Annotated in this window: 17 protein-coding genes; 8 read left to right on the forward strand and 9 right to left on the reverse strand. The window is 57.6% G+C overall.

All coding sequences use genetic code 11. The features are described from left to right. Positions 1 to 131: 131 nt before the first annotated feature. From nudK to napF, 6 genes are all read right to left on the reverse strand, one after another. Positions 132 to 707: a GDP-mannose pyrophosphatase NudK gene (gene nudK, locus ACUTQW_RS19305; RefSeq protein ID WP_006327138.1), complete on the reverse strand. Its 576-nt coding sequence runs from the start codon at positions 705 to 707 to the stop codon at positions 132 to 134. Positions 708 to 837: 130 nt separating this feature from the next. Next, entirely contained in the window at positions 838 to 1455 is a 618-nt protein-coding gene (gene napC / locus ACUTQW_RS19310; protein WP_037433454.1) for a cytochrome c-type protein NapC, read from the reverse strand. An 11-nt stretch (positions 1456 to 1466) separates the two neighbouring features. After that, positions 1467 to 1916, reverse strand: coding sequence for a nitrate reductase cytochrome c-type subunit (gene napB, locus ACUTQW_RS19315; RefSeq protein WP_037433457.1), 450 nt, complete (start codon positions 1914 to 1916; stop codon positions 1467 to 1469). Positions 1917 to 1968: 52 nt separating this feature from the next. Then, entirely contained in the window at positions 1969 to 4455 is a 2487-nt protein-coding gene (gene napA, locus ACUTQW_RS19320; RefSeq protein ID WP_004951779.1) for a nitrate reductase catalytic subunit NapA, read from the reverse strand. Beyond that, positions 4452 to 4715 (reverse strand): chaperone NapD, encoded by a 264-nt coding sequence (gene napD, locus ACUTQW_RS19325; RefSeq protein ID WP_006327141.1) that lies wholly within the window; start codon positions 4713 to 4715, stop codon positions 4452 to 4454. The genes napA and napD overlap by 4 nt, the downstream gene beginning before the upstream one ends. Further along, on the reverse strand, positions 4708 to 5202 hold the full coding sequence (gene napF / locus ACUTQW_RS19330; protein ID WP_004951783.1) for a ferredoxin-type protein NapF: 495 nt from the start codon (positions 5200 to 5202) through the stop codon (positions 4708 to 4710). The genes napD and napF overlap by 8 nt, the downstream gene beginning before the upstream one ends. A gap of 360 nt (positions 5203 to 5562) precedes the next feature. Here napF and narQ point away from each other — a divergent pair, with 360 nt between their 5' ends. Continuing rightward, complete coding sequence (gene narQ, locus ACUTQW_RS19335; protein WP_006327142.1) at positions 5563 to 7245, forward strand: nitrate/nitrite two-component system sensor histidine kinase NarQ; 1683 nt, start codon at positions 5563 to 5565, stop codon at positions 7243 to 7245. 150 nt (positions 7246 to 7395) lie between these two features. Then, the gene (narL, locus tag ACUTQW_RS19340; RefSeq protein ID WP_004951788.1) at positions 7396 to 8028 is read left to right on the forward strand and encodes a two-component system response regulator NarL; all 633 of its coding nucleotides are present in this window, start codon (positions 7396 to 7398) and stop codon (positions 8026 to 8028) included. A gap of 27 nt (positions 8029 to 8055) precedes the next feature. Here narL and ACUTQW_RS19345 read toward each other — a convergent pair whose 3' ends face one another. Beyond that, the gene (locus ACUTQW_RS19345) at positions 8056 to 8334 is read right to left on the reverse strand and encodes a winged helix-turn-helix domain-containing protein (RefSeq protein WP_004951791.1); all 279 of its coding nucleotides are present in this window, start codon (positions 8332 to 8334) and stop codon (positions 8056 to 8058) included. 281 nt (positions 8335 to 8615) lie between these two features. Here ACUTQW_RS19345 and acrD point away from each other — a divergent pair, with 281 nt between their 5' ends. Continuing rightward, complete coding sequence (gene acrD, locus ACUTQW_RS19350) at positions 8616 to 11741, forward strand: multidrug efflux RND transporter permease AcrD (protein WP_445654933.1); 3126 nt, start codon at positions 8616 to 8618, stop codon at positions 11739 to 11741. A gap of 120 nt (positions 11742 to 11861) precedes the next feature. Here the strand turns inward: acrD and ypfM are convergent, their stop codons facing one another. Continuing rightward, entirely contained in the window at positions 11862 to 11921 is a 60-nt protein-coding gene (ypfM, locus tag ACUTQW_RS19355; protein ID WP_100396732.1) for a protein YpfM, read from the reverse strand. Positions 11922 to 12182: 261 nt separating this feature from the next. After that, positions 12183 to 14222, reverse strand: coding sequence for a TonB-dependent receptor domain-containing protein (locus ACUTQW_RS19360; RefSeq protein WP_006327145.1), 2040 nt, complete (start codon positions 14220 to 14222; stop codon positions 12183 to 12185). 393 nt (positions 14223 to 14615) lie between these two features. On the opposite strand from ACUTQW_RS19360, the gene yncE reads away from it, so the two are divergent. From yncE to ACUTQW_RS19385, 5 genes are all read left to right on the forward strand, one after another. Then, a complete protein-coding gene (gene yncE / locus ACUTQW_RS19365) occupies positions 14616 to 15686 on the forward strand; it encodes a 7-bladed beta-propeller protein YncE (RefSeq protein WP_020439546.1) in 1071 nt (356 codons plus the stop codon). Positions 15687 to 15695: 9 nt separating this feature from the next. Next, positions 15696 to 17867: a TonB-dependent siderophore receptor gene (locus ACUTQW_RS19370; protein WP_445654934.1), complete on the forward strand. Its 2172-nt coding sequence runs from the start codon at positions 15696 to 15698 to the stop codon at positions 17865 to 17867. A 133-nt stretch (positions 17868 to 18000) separates the two neighbouring features. Beyond that, a complete protein-coding gene (locus ACUTQW_RS19375; RefSeq protein ID WP_006327151.1) occupies positions 18001 to 18480 on the forward strand; it encodes a tetratricopeptide repeat protein in 480 nt (159 codons plus the stop codon). 9 nt (positions 18481 to 18489) lie between these two features. Next, positions 18490 to 18921: a GNAT family N-acetyltransferase gene (locus ACUTQW_RS19380; RefSeq protein WP_004951801.1), complete on the forward strand. Its 432-nt coding sequence runs from the start codon at positions 18490 to 18492 to the stop codon at positions 18919 to 18921. A gap of 17 nt (positions 18922 to 18938) precedes the next feature. Further along, complete coding sequence (locus tag ACUTQW_RS19385) at positions 18939 to 19259, forward strand: isochorismate lyase (protein WP_006327153.1); 321 nt, start codon at positions 18939 to 18941, stop codon at positions 19257 to 19259. The last annotated feature ends 5 nt before the right edge of the window (positions 19260 to 19264 follow it).

The following is a 19264-nucleotide window of genomic DNA, read 5'->3' on the forward strand; positions in this document are numbered from 1 at the left end:
AGAGTTCGGTTTCACCGTGGACAACGTGGTGGCCAAGGCGCAGGCGCTGCTGAAGTAAGTCACGGCAGGGGCGGCTTATGCCGCCGCCCTGAACATGACGACGCCAGGCCCGGCAATTTTGCCGGGCTTTTTTATGCCATAATTCGGTGAATTTGCAGGTATTGCAGCAGCATAATGGTTTTGCCGTCTTTGATCCTGCCGTCGGCGATCATCGCCACCGCCTCGGTGAACGGCAGCTCCACCACTTCGATATCTTCGTCTTCGATACCACCGCCGGCAGCACGGCGCTCATCGTCATGGTATTCGGCGATAAAGAAATGCACGATCTCGGTCACGCCGCCCGGCGACATGTAGGCCTCGAAAATCTTCTTCACGTCACCGACCTGAAAACCGGTTTCCTCCACCGCTTCGCGGCGCGCGCACTGCTCCGGGGAATCGGCGTCCAGCAGGCCGGCGCAGGCTTCCAGCAGCATGCCGCTGTCGTTGCCGTTGACATAGGTCGGCATGCGGAACTGATTGGTCAGCACCACCGTACCCTTGGCGCGGTTATACAGCAAAATGGTGGCGCCATTGCCGCGATCGTACACCTCGCGCATCTGCTGAACGGAACCGCCATCCTTGCGCTTCAAATCAAAGGTGTACTTGTGCAGCACATACCAGTTATTCGACAGCAGTTCTTTTTTCACATTCTCAATTTTCGCCGACATGAACCCTTCTTCTTTTCCGTTAGCTGGATCGCAAAAATGATACCGCGATTGAGTCCCCAAGCGACAACGGATTTGCAACAAAAAACCCCGCGGCTCCGGGAGAACGGCGGGGCTATGGGTCTTGAAGGGTTTAAAACCCGTTGGGGACGTCGCGCATATCCGGCAACTTGTGGGCGATGCCCTTATGGCAATCGATACAGGTTTTGCCTTCGGTTACCGCCTTGTCATGCATCTTCGCCGCCACGGTTTTCTGCGCGGTGAAGTCCATATACTCGAAGTTATGGCAGTTACGGCACTCCTGCGAATCGTTGGCCTTCATCCGCGCCCATTCGTTGCTGGCCATCGCCAATCGGTGCTGGTCAAACTTCTGCGGCGTATCGATCAGGCCGAACGCCTTGGCGTACAGTTCCTTGCTGGCCTTCAGTTTGCGCAGCATTTTCGGTGCCCATTCGTGCGGCACGTGGCAATCCGGGCAGGTGGCGCGCACGCCGCTGCGGTTGTTGTAATGCACCGTGCCCATGTATTCCTCATACACGTTTTCGCGCATTTCGTGACAACCGATACAGAACTGCTCGGTATTCGCCGCTTCCATGCCGGTATTAAAACCGCCCCAGAAGATAATCCCGGCGCCAAAACCCAGCAGCAACAACGTGCCCAAGGCCAGGCGGCTGGGCCTGCGCCACCAGCGCCACAGCCGCAGCAACGGGCCGGCTTTTTTTTCGGTCGGGGTGTGATCAGGTTCTGCCATAAGGCCTCCGTTTAGCGCCCAAAGCCCGGCATGGGCTGGAAATCATTGCCGACAATCGGCGCCGCATCGGTTTGCAGCACGTGGCACTGCAGGCAGAAATAACGGCGCGGCGCGACGTCGCTCAGCACCCGGCCATCACGATCCATAAAGTGCGTCGGGCTGATACGCGGCGCGCCTGTGGTGCGGTAATGCTCCACCCCATGGCACTGCAGGCAGCGGTTGGTGTTTTTGCTGACCTGATAACCGTCCACGCTGTGCGGGATCATCGGCGGCTGATTGACATAGTTCAGCGCCATCCGTTCCTGCTGTTTAGGCGTGGAGATTGGCCCGACGGCGGTGGCGGAGACCTCCGGCGACTGGCTGAGATCGACATCGCCGGCGGCAAAGGCCAGGCCGGCAAACGCCAGCGACAACGCCGCCGCCCACAGGACAAGCGTCTTTTTCACGACAGGGCTTTTCATTTTTATTTGGCTCCCGGGTAATAAAATGGGGGTCGAACGCACCGAGGCGCACTCACACCTTCTCCAACTTCACCGCGCATTTCTTGAAATCGACCTCTTTCGATAGCGGATCGGTGGCGTCCAGCGTCAGGGTGTTCACCAACTGCGCGGCATCAAAGAACGGCATATACACCAACCCACGCGGCGGACGATTGCGGCCACGGGTTTCAACCGTGCTGATCACCTCGCCACGGCGCGACAACACTTTGACTTTATCGCCACGGCGCAGATTACGGCTCTTGGCATCCAGAGGATGGATAAACAGCACCGCCTCCGGGAAGGCGCGATGCAGCTCCGGCACCCGCCGGGTCATCGAACCGGTATGCCAGTGTTCCAGCACCCGGCCGGTAGACAGCCAAAGGTCGTATTCGCCGTCCGGGCTTTCCGCCGCCGGTTCAAACGGCAGCGCGAAGATCACCGCCTTGCCGTCCGGTTTGCCGTAGAAACGCACCGCTTCCCCCGCTTTGACATAAGGATCCGTACCTTCGCGGTAGCGCCACAGCGTCTCTTTGCCGTCGACCACCGGCCAACGCAGGCCGCGCGCCTGATGGTACATATCGAACGCCGCCAGATCGTGGCCGTGGCCACGGCCAAAGCCGGCATATTCTTCGAATAACCCTTTTTGCAGATAGAAGCCAAAGGCGCGCGCTTCGTCGTTGAGCTGGTCCGCCGGGATTTCCGTCAGCGGGTATTTATTCACCTCGCCGTTGGCGAACAGGACGTCGTACAGCGTTTTGCCCCGGTATTGCGGGTTTTGTTCCAGCAGTTGCGCCGGCCACACCTCTTCCACCGTGAAACGCTTGGCGAACTCCACCAGTTGCCACAGATCGGATTTGGCCTCGCCCGGCGCTTTCACCTGCTGGCGCCAGAACTGGGTGCGGCGCTCCGCGTTGCCGTAAGCGCCCTCTTTCTCCACCCACATGGCGGTCGGCAGGATCAGGTCGGCGGCCAGGGCGCTGACGGTCGGATAAGGATCCGACACCACCACAAAGTTGCGCGGATCGCGCCAACCCGGCATCCGTTCCTCATTGATGTTCGGCCCGGCCTGCATGTTGTTGTTGCACATCACCCAGTAAGCGTTCAGCTTGCCGTCTTTCAGCGCACGGTCCTGCGCTACCGCGTGCAGCCCGACCTTTGCCGGAAGGGTGCCGGCCGGCAACTGCCATTTCTGCTCGGCTGTCTGGCGGTGTTTTTCGTTGGTGACCACCATGTCGGCCGGCAGACGGTGGGCAAAGGTGCCTACCTCGCGCGCGGTGCCGCAAGCGGAAGGCTGGCCGGTCAACGAGAACGGCCCGCAGCCCGGTTTGGCGATCTTGCCGGTCAACAGGTGCAGGTTGTAGCACAAGTTATTGGCCCAAACGCCGCGCGTATGCTGGTTGAAGCCCATGGTCCAGTACGACACCACCTTGATGTTCGGATCGGCATACAGCTTCGCCAGCGCTTCCAGTTGGTCTTCCGGCACGCCGCTCATTTTGGCGACTTTTTCCAGCGTGTATTCCGCCACGAAAGCCTTGTACTCGTCGAAGCTCATAGGTTCGGAGGCATCCGAACCTGGGTTTTTCGCCGCTTTTTCCAGCGGGTGGGTCGCGCGCAGGCCGTAACCGATATCCGTCGCTCCCCGGCGGAAATTGACGTGCCGATTGAGGAAATCCTGATCTACCGCGTTGTTTTGAATGATGTAGTTGGCGATGTAGTTCATGATCGCCAGATCGGTCTGCGGCGTGAACACCATGCCGTTATCCGCCAGTTCGAAGCTGCGGTGCTCATACGTCGACAGCACCGACACGTTGACCTTCTCGTTGCTCAAACGGCGATCGGTAATGCGCGACCACAGGATCGGGTGCATTTCCGCCATGTTGGAGCCCCACAGCACGAAGGCGTCAGCCTGCTCGATATCGTCATAGCAGCCCATCGGCTCGTCCATGCCGAAGGTGCGCATGAAGCCCACCACCGCCGAAGCCATGCAATGGCGGGCGTTCGGATCCAGGTTATTGGTGCGCAACCCGGCTTTGAACAGTTTGGCGGCGGCATAGCCTTCCCACACCGTCCACTGGCCGGAGCCGAACATACCCACCGCGTCGGGCCCCTTCTCCTTCAAAGCCTGTTTGAATTTTTCGGCCATGATGTCGAAAGCCTGTTCCCAACTGATGGGAGTAAACTCGCCTTCTTTATGGTACTGGCCGGCTTTCATGCGCAGCAGCGGCTGGGTCAGACGATCTTTGCCGTACATGATTTTCGGCAGGAAATAGCCTTTGATGCAGCTCAACCCACGGTTGACCGCCGCATCCGGATCCCCCTGCGAGGCGACGATACGGCCATTTTGGGTACCGACCAGCACACCGCAGCCGGTGCCGCAGAAGCGACAGGGCGCCTTGTCCCATTTGATGGCATCCGCGCTGCCCGCCACCGCCTGCGCTACCGTTGGAATAGTCAGCCCGGCCGCCGCCGCAGCGGCCACCGCGGCGTTAGCCTTCATGAAGTCTCGACGACTGAGTTTCATGGCATTACCTCACCTTGCAAGTCCTGCTGGTGATAAACCAGCGATACCGCCAGCACGCCGTCCAGATTGCGCACTGACTCAATTTTTTCCAGCAGCGCCTGGGAGCAAGCCGCCTGCATCACGACCACCAGCTTGCCCTGCGGACGATCCTGCACCGGGATTTCCGTGTCCGTGATCGCCAGCAGCGCCGTGACAAGCCGCGGAATGTTTTCCGGCCGGGCCTGTACCACCAGCCCGCTTACGTGCCATTCGTTATTCATTGTTTTCGCTCCGGATTAGGGTGACGGCATTCGCCGGGCAGCCGGCGACACAGGCGCCGCAGCCGTTGCAGGCCGCCGTATCCAGCATCGGCTGCGCCATCTCGCCCAGCCGCGGCCGAAAGCGGATCGCCTGCGGCTCGCAACTGTCCTGACAACTGCGGCATTCAACGCCCCTGCGCGCCAGGCAATCGGCGCCAAACGCCGCATATTGCCGCCAAGGGGTTTCCGCCAGCGGGCGAAACAGCGGCGCTTCGCAGGCCTGTGCGCAACGCCCGCAAAACGTGCATTCCGCCCGCTGGAAATCAATCTCGGGAAAGCCGCCGCGGCCGCCGATCAGCACGCCGCTTTCACAGGCGCGAATGCAGGCCTGGCAGCGGGTGCAACCGGCAATGAAAAGGGATTCTTGATGCGACCACGGGGGGCGGATCGCCGCCGAAGAGAGACGCCATTGTCCGCCGAGCAGCCTGCGCCGCGACAATACGGTCATGCTGTTTATCCTTGAGGTTGCAAACATGCCCACACGCCAGTTTGCGGGCAGCGGCTATAGCCTATGGATTTAAAACCCTGAAAAATACGGGGGTAAAATAAGAGGAGTCCGAGGGGTATATAATCACCCTAAAGGGGTAAATGCGGGGGTAGCTTGCGCCAGATCAATCTATTACTGTGCTTAAGGGCAGTTAGCCGCCCGCTTTTCGCTGATTCGTTATCTATTTAATTATACAACGCGCGTTTTTTCCGTTGCTTACATCTTGAGATAAAACCCGGCGAATTTTAGTTGCAAAACTTATAATTTTGCTTTCGAATGAAACCTGACGATGCGCATCGCCCGTGAGAAAAGGATCCGTGATTGCTTGTTAAACGTTCAGTGACCGGCAGCCTGGCCAAGGCGCTGTTTTGCATCGTTATTTTGTCCGTGATCTCCACCGGGCTGGCGTTGACTACCGTCGCCGGCAGCCTGCGTGACGCCGAAGCGATAAATATCGCCGGTTCGCTGCGCATGCAGAGTTATCGGTTGGCTTACGATCTCACCCGGCAGGCTACGGGGCTGGATCAGCATCTGCAGCAATATCAACACTCCCTGCAGGCCCCGGCGCTGCAAAAGCTGGATCGTTTTTACGTGCCTGCCGACGTCCGTGAGAAATACCTGTCGCTGCAGCAAACCTGGCAGCGGCTGGCGCGGCAGATCCAGGCCGGGCAGTCGGCAGACTATCAGGCCAACGTCGCCGGTTACGTTAACCAGATTGACCATTTCGTTTTAGCGCTGCAACGCTATTCCGAACTCAAGCTGGCCATAGTGGCGACCATCAGCGTGGTGGGTTATATCGCCATTATCGGGCTGGTGCTGTTTTGCATTCGCTTTATGCGCCGCCAGGTTGTGGCGCCGCTGAAACACCTGGTGGATGCCAGCCAGCGCGTGCAACAGCGGGATTTTCACCACCCGCAGTTGGATATTGCGCTGCCGAACGAGTTGGGCGTGCTGTCGCTGGCCTTTGCCGCCATGTCGGACGATCTGGCCAAGCTGTATCAGTCTCTTGAGTTAAAGGTTCAGGAGAAAACCCAGCGTTTGCAACAGGCGAACGAGACGCTCGAAGTGCTCTACAACTGCTCACAGGCGCTGAGCGTGCGGCAAATTGGTCGGCAGGCCTTTGAGCAGGTCCTGCACATCGTGCGCCAGAGCGAGCAGTTGCTCTGCATCCGGCTGAACGTGGCGGACAGCCTCAGCGAATGGCAACTGACCAGCGGCACGCCGTCGCCAACGCAGGCCTGGCAGCGGCTTACCATCGTTCAGGACGGCAAACCGCTGGGGGAACTTTGCTGGCAGCACCAGGATCAACCGCCGCATCCGCATTTGATGCAAAGCGTGGCTAACATGCTGAGCCGCGGCGTTTATTTCAATCGCGCGCAGAAACAGCACATGCAGTTTTTGCTGATGGAAGAGCGTGCCACCATCGCCCGCGAGCTGCACGATTCATTGGCCCAGGCGCTGTCGTTTTTGCGCATTCAGTTGACGTTGCTGAAACGCACGCTGGCGGGCGGTTCACCGCAGGCGCAGGAGATCATTAACGATTTTGACCGCGCGCTGGCCGACGCCTACCGCCAGTTGCGCGAGTTGCTGACCACCTTCCGCCTGAACATTCAGGAGGCCGATTTGAACGCCGCGCTGCACCAATTGCTGGCACCATTAAAGGTTCTAACCGGCGCGCGGATTCAGTTACACTGTCGGCTTTCCTCCCAGGCGCTCGATGCCCAACAACAGGTGCATGCGCTGCAGATTGTACGGGAAGCGGTGGTCAACGCCATCAAACATGCCGATGCACGGGAGATAGTGATCCGTTGCGAGGTCACCGCGAGCGGTGATAATGCCATCAGCATTGTTGACGACGGCTGCGGCATCGCCAGCCTGAGCGAGCCGGAAGGCCATTATGGGTTGAGCATCATGAGCGAACGCGCCGCGCGGCTGGGAGGCACGCTGCTCATCCAGCGAGGTGAACCCAAGGGCACGGAAGTCCGTTTGACATTTCCGCCATAAATCGGGGCCATTCCTCCCCTAGTGACCTTTTAGGCGGGGATGAGGGCTATTTCGGCGTTGATTGCCACTATTTTATAAGAGTCTGTCCCACTGTGAAGCGCGCTGCACAGCGTGTTTGAGTGGCTTTACTCGCTACAGGGAGCATATGTCATGGTGATGAAGAATTACCGAGTATTGATCGTCGACGACCATCCTCTGATGCGCCGCGGCATCAAACAGCTGCTGGGGCTGGACCCGTGGTTTACCGTGGTGGCCGAAGCCAGCGACGGCAACGAGGCCATTGCCCTCGCGTTGCAGCACACGCCGGACGTGATCCTGCTCGATCTGAATATGAAAGGGCTGTCCGGCCTGGACACGTTGAAAGCGCTGCGCAATGAGAGCATAGATGCGCGCATCATCGTATTGACGGTGTCCGATTCGCGCAGCGACGTCTATGCGCTGATCGACGCCGGCGCCGACGGTTATCTGCTGAAAGACAGTGAGCCGGAACAGCTGCTGGAACATATTCGCGCGGCGGCGGAAGGCCAGAACGTGATTAGCGATGCGGTGGCGGACTATCTGTCATCCCGCAGCGAACAGCACGATCCCTTCGCCGAACTGACCGAACGCGAGCTGGACGTCTTGCAGGAAGTGGCGCGCGGTATGTCCAACAAACAGGTGGCGGCACAACTGCACATTTCCGAAGAAACGGTGAAAGTGCATATCCGCAACATGCTGCGCAAACTGGACGTCCGTTCACGCGTGGCGGCGACGGTGATGTATCTGGAACACAAAAGTCAATGATGCTTCCCCCGGCATGCCGGGGGAAGTTTACTCGATGGCGGCCAGCAGCGTCTGATGATGCTGGTGGATCCAGCTCTTGTTGAGTGGCCCCCAGTTTTCCAACCGGTAAAAACCGTCGTTATTGCGCACGCCCTGCTGCACAAACTGCAACTCCACCCCCAGGCCAGGCAAGGCTTTCAGCACGTCTTGCAGAGTACGGCGCGGCCAGCCGGTCACTTCCATCAGACGCGGGACGTTCGGCCGCTCACTGTGACTGATCAGCCAACACAGATAAAGGCGTCGGGCAAATACCGGGTTAATTTCCATGCCAAGCTCCTGCTTTGCGGTAAGTCCTGATTATTTTCCGGGAACCTTGATCGGCCAGGCCCTTGATAGTCATAAAATTGTCTTAATGATGCTTTTCACTGTCGCCGGGACGTCATTGCCGGTTTCTACTACCGTTATTTACATTATCTCCTTTTTTTCTCCACGCTTTACTCCCCCTTCGCGAGTAAAGTGCAGTAACGCCGGAATCCTTCCCAGCCGCTGGTAAACGCAATCCAGATGCGTCTTAAAGATAGAACAAGTCATAACGAGGTTCGCGCTGCATGGCCAATTTTTTTATTGATCGCCCGATTTTCGCTTGGGTTTTGGCAATTATTCTTTGCCTGACCGGCGCTTTGGCGATCTTTTCCCTACCCGTCGAACAGTATCCGGACCTCGCGCCGCCGAACGTTCGCATTAGCGCCACTTACCCTGGCGCCTCGGCGCAAACGCTGGAAAATACCGTTACCCAGATTATCGAACAGAACATGACCGGCCTGGACAACATGATGTATATGTCGTCGCAGAGCACCAACACCGGGCGAGCCACGGTGACGCTGACCTTTGAGGCCGGCACCGATCCCAACGAGGCGATGCAGCAGGTGCAAAACCAGTTGCAGGCGGCGATTAAACGGCTGCCGCAGGCGGTGCAGACTCAGGGCGTGACGGTATCAAAATCCGGTGATACCACGCTGATGATGGTGGCATTCGTCTCGACCGACGGCAGCATGGACAAACAGGATATCGCCGATTATCTGGTGTCCAATCTGCAAGATCCGCTCAGCCGCATCAACGGCGTGGGCAGCATGGACGTTTACGGTTCGCAGTACGCCATGCGCATCTGGCTCGATCCCAACAAGCTGACCAGTTACCAGCTCACGACTGAGGACGTGGTAACTGCCATCAAGTCCCAGAATGCCCAGGTGGCGGTCGGCCAACTCGGCGGCACGCCGTCCGTCGACAAGCAGGCGCTTAACGCCACCATTAACGCCCAATCGCAACTGCAGACGCCGGAACAGTTCAAGCAAATCACCCTGCGGGTCAATCAGGACGGTTCGCTGGTGACGCTGGGCGATGTCTCCACCATCGAGCTGGGCGGCGAAAACTATGACTTCCTCAGCCGTTATAACGGCATGCAGGCCGCCGGCATGAACATCAAGCTGGCTTCCGGCGCCAACGAGCTGCAGACCGACCAGTTGGTGAAGGACAAAATCGCCGAGCTGTCGCAGTATTTCCCGCACGGGCTGGAGGCGAAGGTCGCCTATGAAACCACCCCGTTCGTTAAAGCCTCCATCAAAGACGTGGTGAAAACCCTGCTGGAAGCCATTGTGCTGGTGTTCCTGGTGATGTACCTGTTCTTGCAAAACTTCCGCGCTACGCTGATCCCCACTATCGCCGTGCCGGTCGTATTGCTGGGCACCTTCGCCATTCTTTCCGCCTTCGGATTCAGCATCAATACCCTGACCATGTTCGCCATGGTGCTGGCGATCGGCCTGCTGGTGGATGACGCCATCGTGGTGGTGGAGAATGTCGAGCGGGTGATGAGCGAAGAAGGCCTGCCGCCGCGCGAGGCCACGCGTAAATCCATGGGGCAGATCCAGGGCGCGCTGGTCGGGATCGCCATGGTGCTGTCGGCGGTGTTTATCCCGATGGCGTTCTTCGGCGGCACCACCGGCGCGATTTATCGCCAATTCTCGATCACCATCGTGTCCTCCATGGTGCTGTCGGTACTGGTGGCGATGATCCTGACCCCTGCCCTGTGCGCCACGCTGCTCAAGCCGCTCGCCAAGGGCCATCACCACGGCAAGCGCGGCTTCTTCGGCTGGTTCAACCGCATGTTCAATCGCAATGCCGATCGCTACGAGCGCGGCGTGGCGCGCGTGCTGCATTTCAGCTTGCGCTATATGGCGATTTATCTGCTGTTGCTCGCCGGCATGGCGCTGCTGTTCATCAAGCTACCGAGCTCGTTTCTGCCGCAGGAAGACCGCGGGGTATTCACCGTACAGGTGCAATTGCCGCCGGGTTCTACCCTGCAACAGACCGCCAAAGTGGTGGAAAAAGTCGAGCACTACTTCCTGACCAAAGAACAGCAGGATGTGCTGTCGGTGTTTTCCACCATCGGTGCCGGGCCGGGCGGTAACGGGCAGAACGTGGCGCGCATGTTTATCCGTTTGAAAGACTGGGATCTGCGTACTTCCGGCGCCAATACCTCTTTCGATATCATCGAACGCGCCACCCATGCGTTCAGCAAGATTAACGAGGCGCGGGTGATTGCCAGCAGCCCACCGGCGATTACCGGCCTGGGCAACTCCGCCGGCTTCGATATGGAGCTGGAAGACCACGCCGGGCTGGGCCACGCCAAGCTGATGGCGGCGCGCGACCAACTGCTGCAATTGGCGGGGGACAACCCGCTGCTGGCTCGCGTTCGCCATAACGGCCTGGACGACAGCCCGCAGTTGCAAATCAATATTGATCAACGCAAGGCGCAAGCGCTCGGCGTGGCTGTCGATGACATCAACAACACGCTGTCCACCGCCTGGGGCTCGACCTATGTCAACGACTTTGTCGATCGCGGCCGGGTGAAAAAGGTGTACGTGCAGGCCGCCGCGCCGTTCCGCATGTTGCCTGGCGATATCGACAAATGGTATGTGCGCAACAGCGCAGGCGACATGGTGCCGTTCTCGGCCTTCTCGACCTCACATTGGGAATATGGCTCCCCGCGCCTGGAGCGTTACAACGGCAGCTCGGCGGTGGAGATCGTCGGCGAGGCGGCGGAAGGCGTCAGCACCGGCACCGCCATGGCCGAAATGGAGAAAATCGTCAGCCAACTGCCGACCGGCTTCGGCCTGGAATGGACCGCCATGTCCTATCAGGAACGGCTCTCCGGCTCACAAGCGCCTGCGCTGTACGCTCTCTCGTTGCTGATTGTGTTCCTGTGCCTGGCTGCGCTGTACGAGAGTTGGTCGATTCCGTTCTCGGTGATGCTGGTGGTGCCGCTCGGGGTGATTGGCGCCGTCGCCGCGACCTGGCTGCGCGGGCTGGAGAATGACGTTTACTTCCAGGTTGGGTTGCTGACCATCATCGGGTTGTCGGCGAAGAACGCCATTCTGATCGTCGAATTCGCCAACGAGCTGAATCACAAAGGGCAGGATTTGATGTCCGCCACGCTGGAGGCCTCACGCATGCGCCTGCGGCCGATTTTGATGACCTCGCTGGCCTTTATCTTCGGCGTATTGCCGATGACCATCAGCAGCGGTGCCGGCTCCGGCAGCCAGCATGCGGTCGGCACCGGGGTCATGGGCGGCATGATATCCGCCACCCTGCTGGCGATCTTCTTCGTGCCGCTGTTCTTTGTGCTGGTGCGGCGCCGCTTCCCGGGTAAACCCTCGCCGGCGGCAAACACGGAATAGCAGGCATAAAAAAGCAGCATCGGCAAACCGATGCTGCTTTATCTTGAACGAGAATGTCGCTCCCAAGGTGTTTCAAATACCGACAAATAAACCAACCTTGTTCTCAGCTTCAGCGCAGTGTCAGTTGCCTAACATCTCATCAATGAAGTCTTTCCAGTTTCCTAACTCACGATCAACCATAATACTTTACAACCTCAATTATTAGACGAAGCGAATTCTACGCCTGTTTTTTGAGCAAGTGAAGCCTTTCGGGAACGATGCCGGCCACGGAAACCGGGGTTGGCGCACATTTTCGTATTAATCCTACCCAAGGGCATTTCGGCATATTCCCCGTTGCGATAAGCGTCATCGCTACCACGTGCAGAAAGCATAAAAGCCGGTGCTGCGCCGTAAAATACCGGCCGCTGCCGGCCAGCGACCGGGTAAATCGCTCAAAAACGTTTAGAAGTCCACGCGCAAACCAAGGTTGTAGCGGCGTCCTTCAAGCTGCGGATATTCGCCCCAACTGGTGGTGCGCTTGGGTGCGGTATCGAAAATGTTATACACGCCGGCCATCACCTGAGTGTGCTTGTCCAGGCGGTAAATGGCCCCGGCGTCCAGCAGAGCATAAGCGCCATAACGGGTATGGTCGCCGGTATCCTCGTTGCGGCTGCGATAATTGACTTTGGACCACAGGTCCAGCGCCGAAGCCGCCGCCCACTTAACGGATAAGTTGGCCATGTGTTTCGGGAAGTCGTTCAGCGCATAACCCTTATTGACGCCGTTTTTCTGCTCGCTTTTGTTGAAGGTGTAGTTGGCGTTGAAGTTCAGCCGATCCGTGGCCTGCCAATCCGCATTGAGTTCCACGCCGTAAACATTGGCCTTGCCGATATTGAAATATTTATCAATGGATTCAGCGCTGTAACCGTTAACCACGCAAGGGGCATTCTCGCTCGCCTCGCAGATATTGACTTCAGCAATCTTGTCCTTGAAGTCGGTATAAAATACCGTGCCGTCCAAAGACAGATCGCGGTTGTTATTCCAGTACAACCCCAGTTCGGTATTCAGGCTGGTTTCTGGCTTCAGTTCGCTGTTGCCTACCGACAGGTAAGGGTAAGGCGGGTTGCTGCCGCGCGGGGTGATGAATCGATCCGAATTTTCCCGCAACGACGGTTTTTTATAGCCGGAAGAGATCCCGCCCTTGAGCGCCCAGGCTTCGTCCAGCATCCAGTTACCGTAAAGTTTCGGGCTGATGTGAGTGCCGAAATAGTTATCTCGGTCCATGCGCGCCGAGGTGGTCAGCGAGAAGTCATCGATGTTCCATTGCCCTTCGGCGAACAACGCCCAGCTGTCACGCGAAATTTTCGTCACCGGGTCGATCCCCGGCGCCCGTTTGTTGTCGGCGTAGAAGTCGTCATTGAGCGTTTCGCGGCTGTAGTTGCCGCCGAGAGTCAGGTTGTGCTCACCGAGGCTCAGCTTGGCCTGGCTGTTCAGAACGTAATTCTCGGTCTGAATATGCTGCGGCGCCAGTTGGGCGCTGTGGTAGGTGGATTCGCCTTTCTCATACTGGAAATAGCTGGTGGTGGCGACGGTATCTTCCGCATACCAGCCCGAGTGGGTCAGGCTGAGTGCGTCGCGATCGAAGTCCCATCCCCACGGCGTGCCGCCGCCTTTGGCCGAGCGACTGCGCTTTTTCTCCCCTTTGGCGAGGTTCAGGTCGAACAGGTTGGTTTCGTTGGCGGCAAAGCCCAGCGTCATGTCGAGGGACTTTTTGTTGTTCTTGCTGAAAGCGTTGGGTTTTTCATCTTCGCGGCGATCGAGGTAATCCGCGGAAAGGTTGAGTCCCAACACGTCAGGCACCAGCGGCCCCATCAGGAACAGGTTGGCCTGCTGGGTATTGCCGAAATCCTGATGTTGCTGCAGGAAACTGTTACCGGCAATGGATCCTATCCATTCCCGCACGCCAAACGGCTTTTTGGTGATCACGTTGACCACGCCGCCAATGGAGTCGGAGCCATACAACGAGGACATCGGGCCGCGGATCACCTCAATGCGTTCAATGGCGGCCAAGGGCGGCAAAAAGCCGGCTTCGGTACCGATATTCTGGCCATACGGGCGCGACTCGCCGGTATTTTGCTTGATGCTGTTCACCATGAACGAGGTGTAACTCGAGTCCATGCCGCGGATCATGATATCCCCTGACACCTCGCTGCCGGCACCGCTGCTGACGAACACCCCGGAGACATCCTGCACCGCTTCGGCGACATCGCGGCTGTTTTGCTTTTCGAAGGATTTTTTATCGATAACCGAGATACTGGCGGGCGCATATTTCTTGTTCTGTTTGAACCCGGAGGCCGTAACCACCAGTTGGTCTTCCTGCGAAGCGCTGTTTTCCTTCTCGGCCCCCTCTTCCTGCGCGTAAACCTGAGGCGCGCCCATCAATGCCAAAGCAATGACCGTCGCGATGCTGGAGCGTTTTCCCATGGATTGTTGATAAATCATCACTGTTCCTAATCGAGCCTGTTTCCGGTTGGTGTTGTAGCTCACAGAGCGCCCAATGCGGCAAACGCAGAGCGCGGGCACGGCCTTGGCAGCCACTGCGCACGGCGCTGTACCCACTTCTGAATGTTGTATTTTTATTTACAGTTCTTAACAAAAGCCGGGCGAATATAGCGGATATCTGCCAGCAATAAAAACGAAATGAAAATCATTACATCTCATAAACAAGCAGAAAAAAGACGTAACAACCGGAACATAAAATCCAAAAACCAAAGAAAATACATTTAATTTCAATGAGTAATATCAATACGCATCAATGATTAATTAAATGATATTGATATTAATTATCAATATCATTAGCATCAACAAATCGTAAATTGATGTAAAGGAATGTCTATGTCCATGCCCCTGTTCGCCCCCACCAAAGGTTTCTCTCTCAGCGCCCTGACGTCTGCCCTGCTGCTGTTGTCTTGCTCAACGCTGGCAGCCGAACTGCCCGAAAGCCATTTCCAGACCAAACCGGTAGGATATGGCCTGTACGAACTGGCTTTTGACGGCGAAAACAACACCCTGTTTGCCGCCTCTACGCCTTCATTCGCCAAAGGGAAAAACACCGGTATCGTCTATCGGGTCAACCCGGCCACACTGGCCACCGACGCCAATATTCAGACCCAGCGCCGCGCCTTCGCCACCGCGTTGGATGAACAACGGCATCTGCTGTATATCGGCAATACCGTGGACGGATCGGTGACGGTGATCGACACCCAGACAGGCAAAGAACTCGCCACCATTCAGCTCGATGAAAGCGTAAAAGAAGACCAGTTCACGCCAACGCGCGAGATGGTGCTCGACAAGAAAAACCAGCGTTTGTATGTCTCCGGCACCGCGAAAAAAGGCGTGTTGTGGGTTATCGATACCGCCAATCGGAAGAAAATCGCCACCCTGAGCAACATGGGCGAATACCCGACCGGCATGGCGCTGGACAGCGAACGTGGCCGTCTCTACTGCGTCAACGGCGGTGGCGAACTGATCACCCTGGACACCGCCAGCCACAAAATCCTGAAACGCGTGGTGGTTGAACCCGCCAAGAAACACTTCTTCCTCAACATCAGTCTGGACAGCAAAACCGGCCGCGCTTTCATCACCGATCCCGATCTGCCGAAGGTGCTGGTTGTCGATGTTAATAGCGGGAAAATCCTGCACCAGATTGACGTGATCAATTCCCTGGCTGTGTTGTTCAACCCTGCCCGCAATGAGATCTACATCAGCCACCGTGAAGCCAAGCGCATCAGCATCGTTGACAGCAACAGCTACCAGGTGAAAAACAGCATCACTACCACCGCCTTGCCCAATAGCCTCGCGCTGTCCGCAGACGGCAATACGCTCTTCGCCAGCATCAAGCAGTCCAAGGAAGAGATGGAGAAGAAGCAGGACTATCTGATTAAGATCAACCTTGGCGGACTGTGAGACTTATCCATGGCTAGTTTTATGATTCGCCTTTCCGGGGGAGCGCTGCTGTGCCTCCCGGTCATGGTTGCACAAGCGGCGGATACCGAGCAGACCGCCCGCACTCAGAAAGAAGATACCCTTGAGGTGGTCGCCTCGCCCTTTAGCGATGACGGCAGCACCGAGAACACCGGCTCCTATACCACCAAACAGATGACCACGGCGACCGGGTTGCCGCTGAGCATCAAGGATACGCCGCAGTCGGTCTCGGTGATAACTCGCCAGCAAATGGACGATCTCAACGCGACGTCGCTGAAGGAAATCCTGCGCTGGTCCACCGGGGTCAGCGAAAGCAACTACGATAGCGAACGCTCCTCGTTCAACTACCGTGGTTTCAGCGTTGATAACTACCAATACGATGGCGTCCCCACCTTCTTTGACTCCGGCTATTCCGGCGGGGAATCGGAGATTGACGCGATCACGCTGGATCACGTGGAAATTGTCAGGGGCGCTGCGGGTTTGCTGAACGGTAACGGCAATCCGGGTGCCGCCATCAACCTGGTCAGAAAGAAAGCCTCCAGCCTTTCACCTTTTGCCCGAGCCGAACTTTCCGCAGGTTCCTGGGACCGCTACCGGACCACGGTTGATGTCGGGACGCCGCTCAATGACGAAGGCACCGTCAGAGTACGTATCGCCGCTGCCGGCGAACGCGGCCGCTCCTTTATGGAACGGCATCAGGAGCGCAAAGGCACCGTCTACGGCACGCTGGAGGCCGATCTGAGCAGCAATACCCTGCTGCGCCTGGGGGCCGATTATCAGCAAAACAGGCCGAAAGCCTCCACCTGGGGCGGCGCTTTGCCGACAGGCTGGTTCAGCGACGGCAGTGAAATTAACTGGGATCGGCACTATAACGGCGCCTCTGACTGGTCGAGCTGGGATACCACCCTGACCACTCAGTTTGCCACCCTGGAACATGAGTTCGATAACGACTGGAAAGGCGTGGTCAACTATACCCACAGCCGCCAGGCGTTCGATGCCAAAATGGCGATGAGCCTCGGCGGGCTGATCGATCCGGCAACCTGGGAGGTACAACCTTCAAACCCTTATGCCGGTCGCTATGAAGGCTACCGTGATCAACATGCGATAGACATGAAGTTGAACGGTGACTTCACCCTGCTGGGCCGCAGCCACAAATTTGTGGTGGGTAACTCTTCCGCCTGGCAGCACAGCTACAGCACCTATCGCAGCGCCACTTACTCGCAGCAGTTCAGCGGTAGCCTGCGGGATTGGAACGGCGGCCAGGGCGAGCCTGAGTGGTCGGATAAAATGCCGCAAATGGATTACCGCACGCGGCAGATCGGCGTTTACGGCAGCGCCGACTTCTCGCTGACGGATCGGCTGGATCTGGTGCTCGGCGCCCGTTTCAACAGCTTTAAAAACACCACGACCACCATCGCGAACAAAGTCACTCCGTTCGTGGGAACCGCCTATAAGCTGACCGAACAGGTCTCCGCCTATGCCAGCTACACCGACATATTCAAGGATCAAAACCTGCTCGACAGCAGCGGCCACTACCTGGCGCCGATTGAAGGGGTGAATAAAGAGGTGGGTATCAAGGCCGCGCTGCTGGATGACCGGCTCAACGTTTCGCTGTCGGCGTTCCGCATCACGCAGGACAACCTTGGGGTGCTGGACGAGAACACAAGCGATCTGAACTGGTTGCAGCAGACTTATCATGAGAGCCAGGGCGCGACCAGCAAAGGGGTCGAGTTCGAACTGAGCGGTGAACTGGCGCAGGGCTGGAACGCCCAGCTCGGCATCACCCATTTCTCACTGAAAGACAAGGACAAGGTTAATCTCAACACCGAACAGCCGCGTACCCGCATCAACCTGTTCACCACCTATCAGCTGACGGGCGCTCTGCGCGATCTGACGCTGGGCGGCGGCGTACGCTGGCAGAGCAGCATTTACGCCAACGTCACCGGGGCCAACAACGGCGAGTTTGTGGAGCGCAAGGCCGAACAAGGATCTTATGTCCTGTTCGATGCGATGGCGCGTTACAAACTCACCCCGCAGACCTCAGTGCAGCTTAACCTGAACAACGTTTTTGACGAGAAATACTACTCGCAGACGAATTTCTACAGCACCCGCAACTATGGCGATCCGCGTAATCTGATGCTGACGCTGAAGCACGAGTTCTGATCGTCCTGCCCTAAAAAACCGGCCCCGGATAACGGGGCCGACCACGTTCTGATGCCTATATTTCTTGTAGGATGAATTCTTCCGTAGTAGCGTGCCAAGGGGAGAAAATCCTCCACTTTTCTGAGGCCATAACATGTCCCCTACGCTGACTATCGAACAATTGAAACAGCTGGGCCGCTATCAGGAAGCGACCGAACTGGCACGGCAACAGTTGCTGCAAAAACCGGAAGAGGCCGCGCTGCATTACCAATTGGCCTGCCTGTATGACGTGCAGGGATTTGAGCAGCAGGCGATCTCCTGCTACCTCTCCGCGCTGGCGCGCACTCTGCCGGCGGCGCAGCGGCAGGAGGCCTGGCTTGGTCTGGGCAGCACCTACCGCGCACTCGGGCTGTATCAGCAATCGCTGGCCGCCTTCGACAATGGGCTGGCCGAATTCCCGCAGGCCAAGGAGCTCACCCTGTTCCGCGCCATGACGTTGTACAACCTGGGGGAAACCAAACAGGCGGTGGCCGATCTGTTGCTGCTGTTGGCGGAAACCTCCTCGTATCGCGACATCAGCAGCTATCAGCGCGCTATCCGTCAATACGCCGCCGATCTGGACCGCATCGGCTAGGAGAGAAGCATGGAGATGGTGACCGACCCAAACCGCTACCGCATCGACTGGTCGCAATTGGCCGCGTTGTTGGCCGCCGCCGGGCTGGGCCAGCGTGATCCGCATCAGCTGCAGCGCGTTTATCAGCACAGCCAGTTTTGCTATTGGGGTTACCTCGACGGCGAACTGGTGGCCACCGCCCACGCCATCAGCGACATGACCTCGGTAGCTTACCTCGCCGACGTGGCTATCCATCCCCACTATCAGGGCCGCGGTCTGGGCAGGCTGCTGATGGATCGGGTCATGCAGGATTTGGCGCCGCTCGGTAAAGTGTTTATCTATTCGGTGCCCGACAAACTGGAATTCTATAAAAAGTACCACTTCCGCGAGCTGACTACCGGCATGGTCTATGCCGAAGGCCCGGCGTTGGATCGCCTGCAACAAAATGGCTATGTGCGGTAAAACAAGGGAAACCCAAAGTGATTATCGAGAACAAACTTTCTCCGCAAGATTGTGCGGGCATGGGCGATATCCGCGCGGAAATCGACATGCTGGACGAACACATCATTAAATTGATCGCCCAGCGCTTTGCCTACGTGAAGGCCGCCGCCAAATTCAAAACCAGCCCCGATGCGGTACGAGCCAAAGAACGCTTCGAAGCCATGCTGCAACAACGAAGAGTCTGGGCCGATGAGCAGGGCTTAAGCCCGGAAGTGATAGAAAAAATGTATCGCGACCTGGTCAATTATTTTATTGGCGAAGAGATGAAACACTGGTCGCGTGAAAACGGCGAAATGTGAACACA

The sequence above is a fragment of the Serratia sp. TSA_7 genome, from assembly GCF_052692135.1.

What these genes read in the sequence shown, in the direction of transcription:
- nudK (WP_006327138.1), bottom strand. Translation starts at nt 707, where the DNA reads ATGTCGGCGAAAATTGAGAATGTGAAAAAAGAACTGCTGTCGAATAAC.
- napA (WP_004951779.1), bottom strand. Translation starts at nt 4,455, where the DNA reads ATGAAACTCAGTCGTCGAGACTTCATGAAGGCTAACGCCGCGGTGGCC.
- yncE (WP_020439546.1), top strand. Translation starts at nt 14,616, where the DNA reads ATGTCCATGCCCCTGTTCGCCCCCACCAAAGGTTTCTCTCTCAGCGCC.
- ACUTQW_RS19380 (WP_004951801.1), top strand. Translation starts at nt 18,490, where the DNA reads ATGGAGATGGTGACCGACCCAAACCGCTACCGCATCGACTGGTCGCAA.
- acrD (WP_445654933.1), top strand. Translation starts at nt 8,616, where the DNA reads ATGGCCAATTTTTTTATTGATCGCCCGATTTTCGCTTGGGTTTTGGCA.
- napB (WP_037433457.1), bottom strand. Translation starts at nt 1,916, where the DNA reads ATGAAAAGCCCTGTCGTGAAAAAGACGCTTGTCCTGTGGGCGGCGGCG.
- ACUTQW_RS19375 (WP_006327151.1), top strand. Translation starts at nt 18,001, where the DNA reads ATGTCCCCTACGCTGACTATCGAACAATTGAAACAGCTGGGCCGCTAT.
- napF (WP_004951783.1), bottom strand. Translation starts at nt 5,202, where the DNA reads ATGACCGTATTGTCGCGGCGCAGGCTGCTCGGCGGACAATGGCGTCTC.
- ACUTQW_RS19370 (WP_445654934.1), top strand. Translation starts at nt 15,696, where the DNA reads ATGGCTAGTTTTATGATTCGCCTTTCCGGGGGAGCGCTGCTGTGCCTC.
- narL (WP_004951788.1), top strand. Translation starts at nt 7,396, where the DNA reads ATGGTGATGAAGAATTACCGAGTATTGATCGTCGACGACCATCCTCTG.
- napC (WP_037433454.1), bottom strand. Translation starts at nt 1,455, where the DNA reads ATGGCAGAACCTGATCACACCCCGACCGAAAAAAAAGCCGGCCCGTTG.
- ACUTQW_RS19360 (WP_006327145.1), bottom strand. Translation starts at nt 14,222, where the DNA reads ATGATTTATCAACAATCCATGGGAAAACGCTCCAGCATCGCGACGGTC.
- napD (WP_006327141.1), bottom strand. Translation starts at nt 4,715, where the DNA reads ATGAATAACGAATGGCACGTAAGCGGGCTGGTGGTACAGGCCCGGCCG.
- ACUTQW_RS19345 (WP_004951791.1), bottom strand. Translation starts at nt 8,334, where the DNA reads ATGGAAATTAACCCGGTATTTGCCCGACGCCTTTATCTGTGTTGGCTG.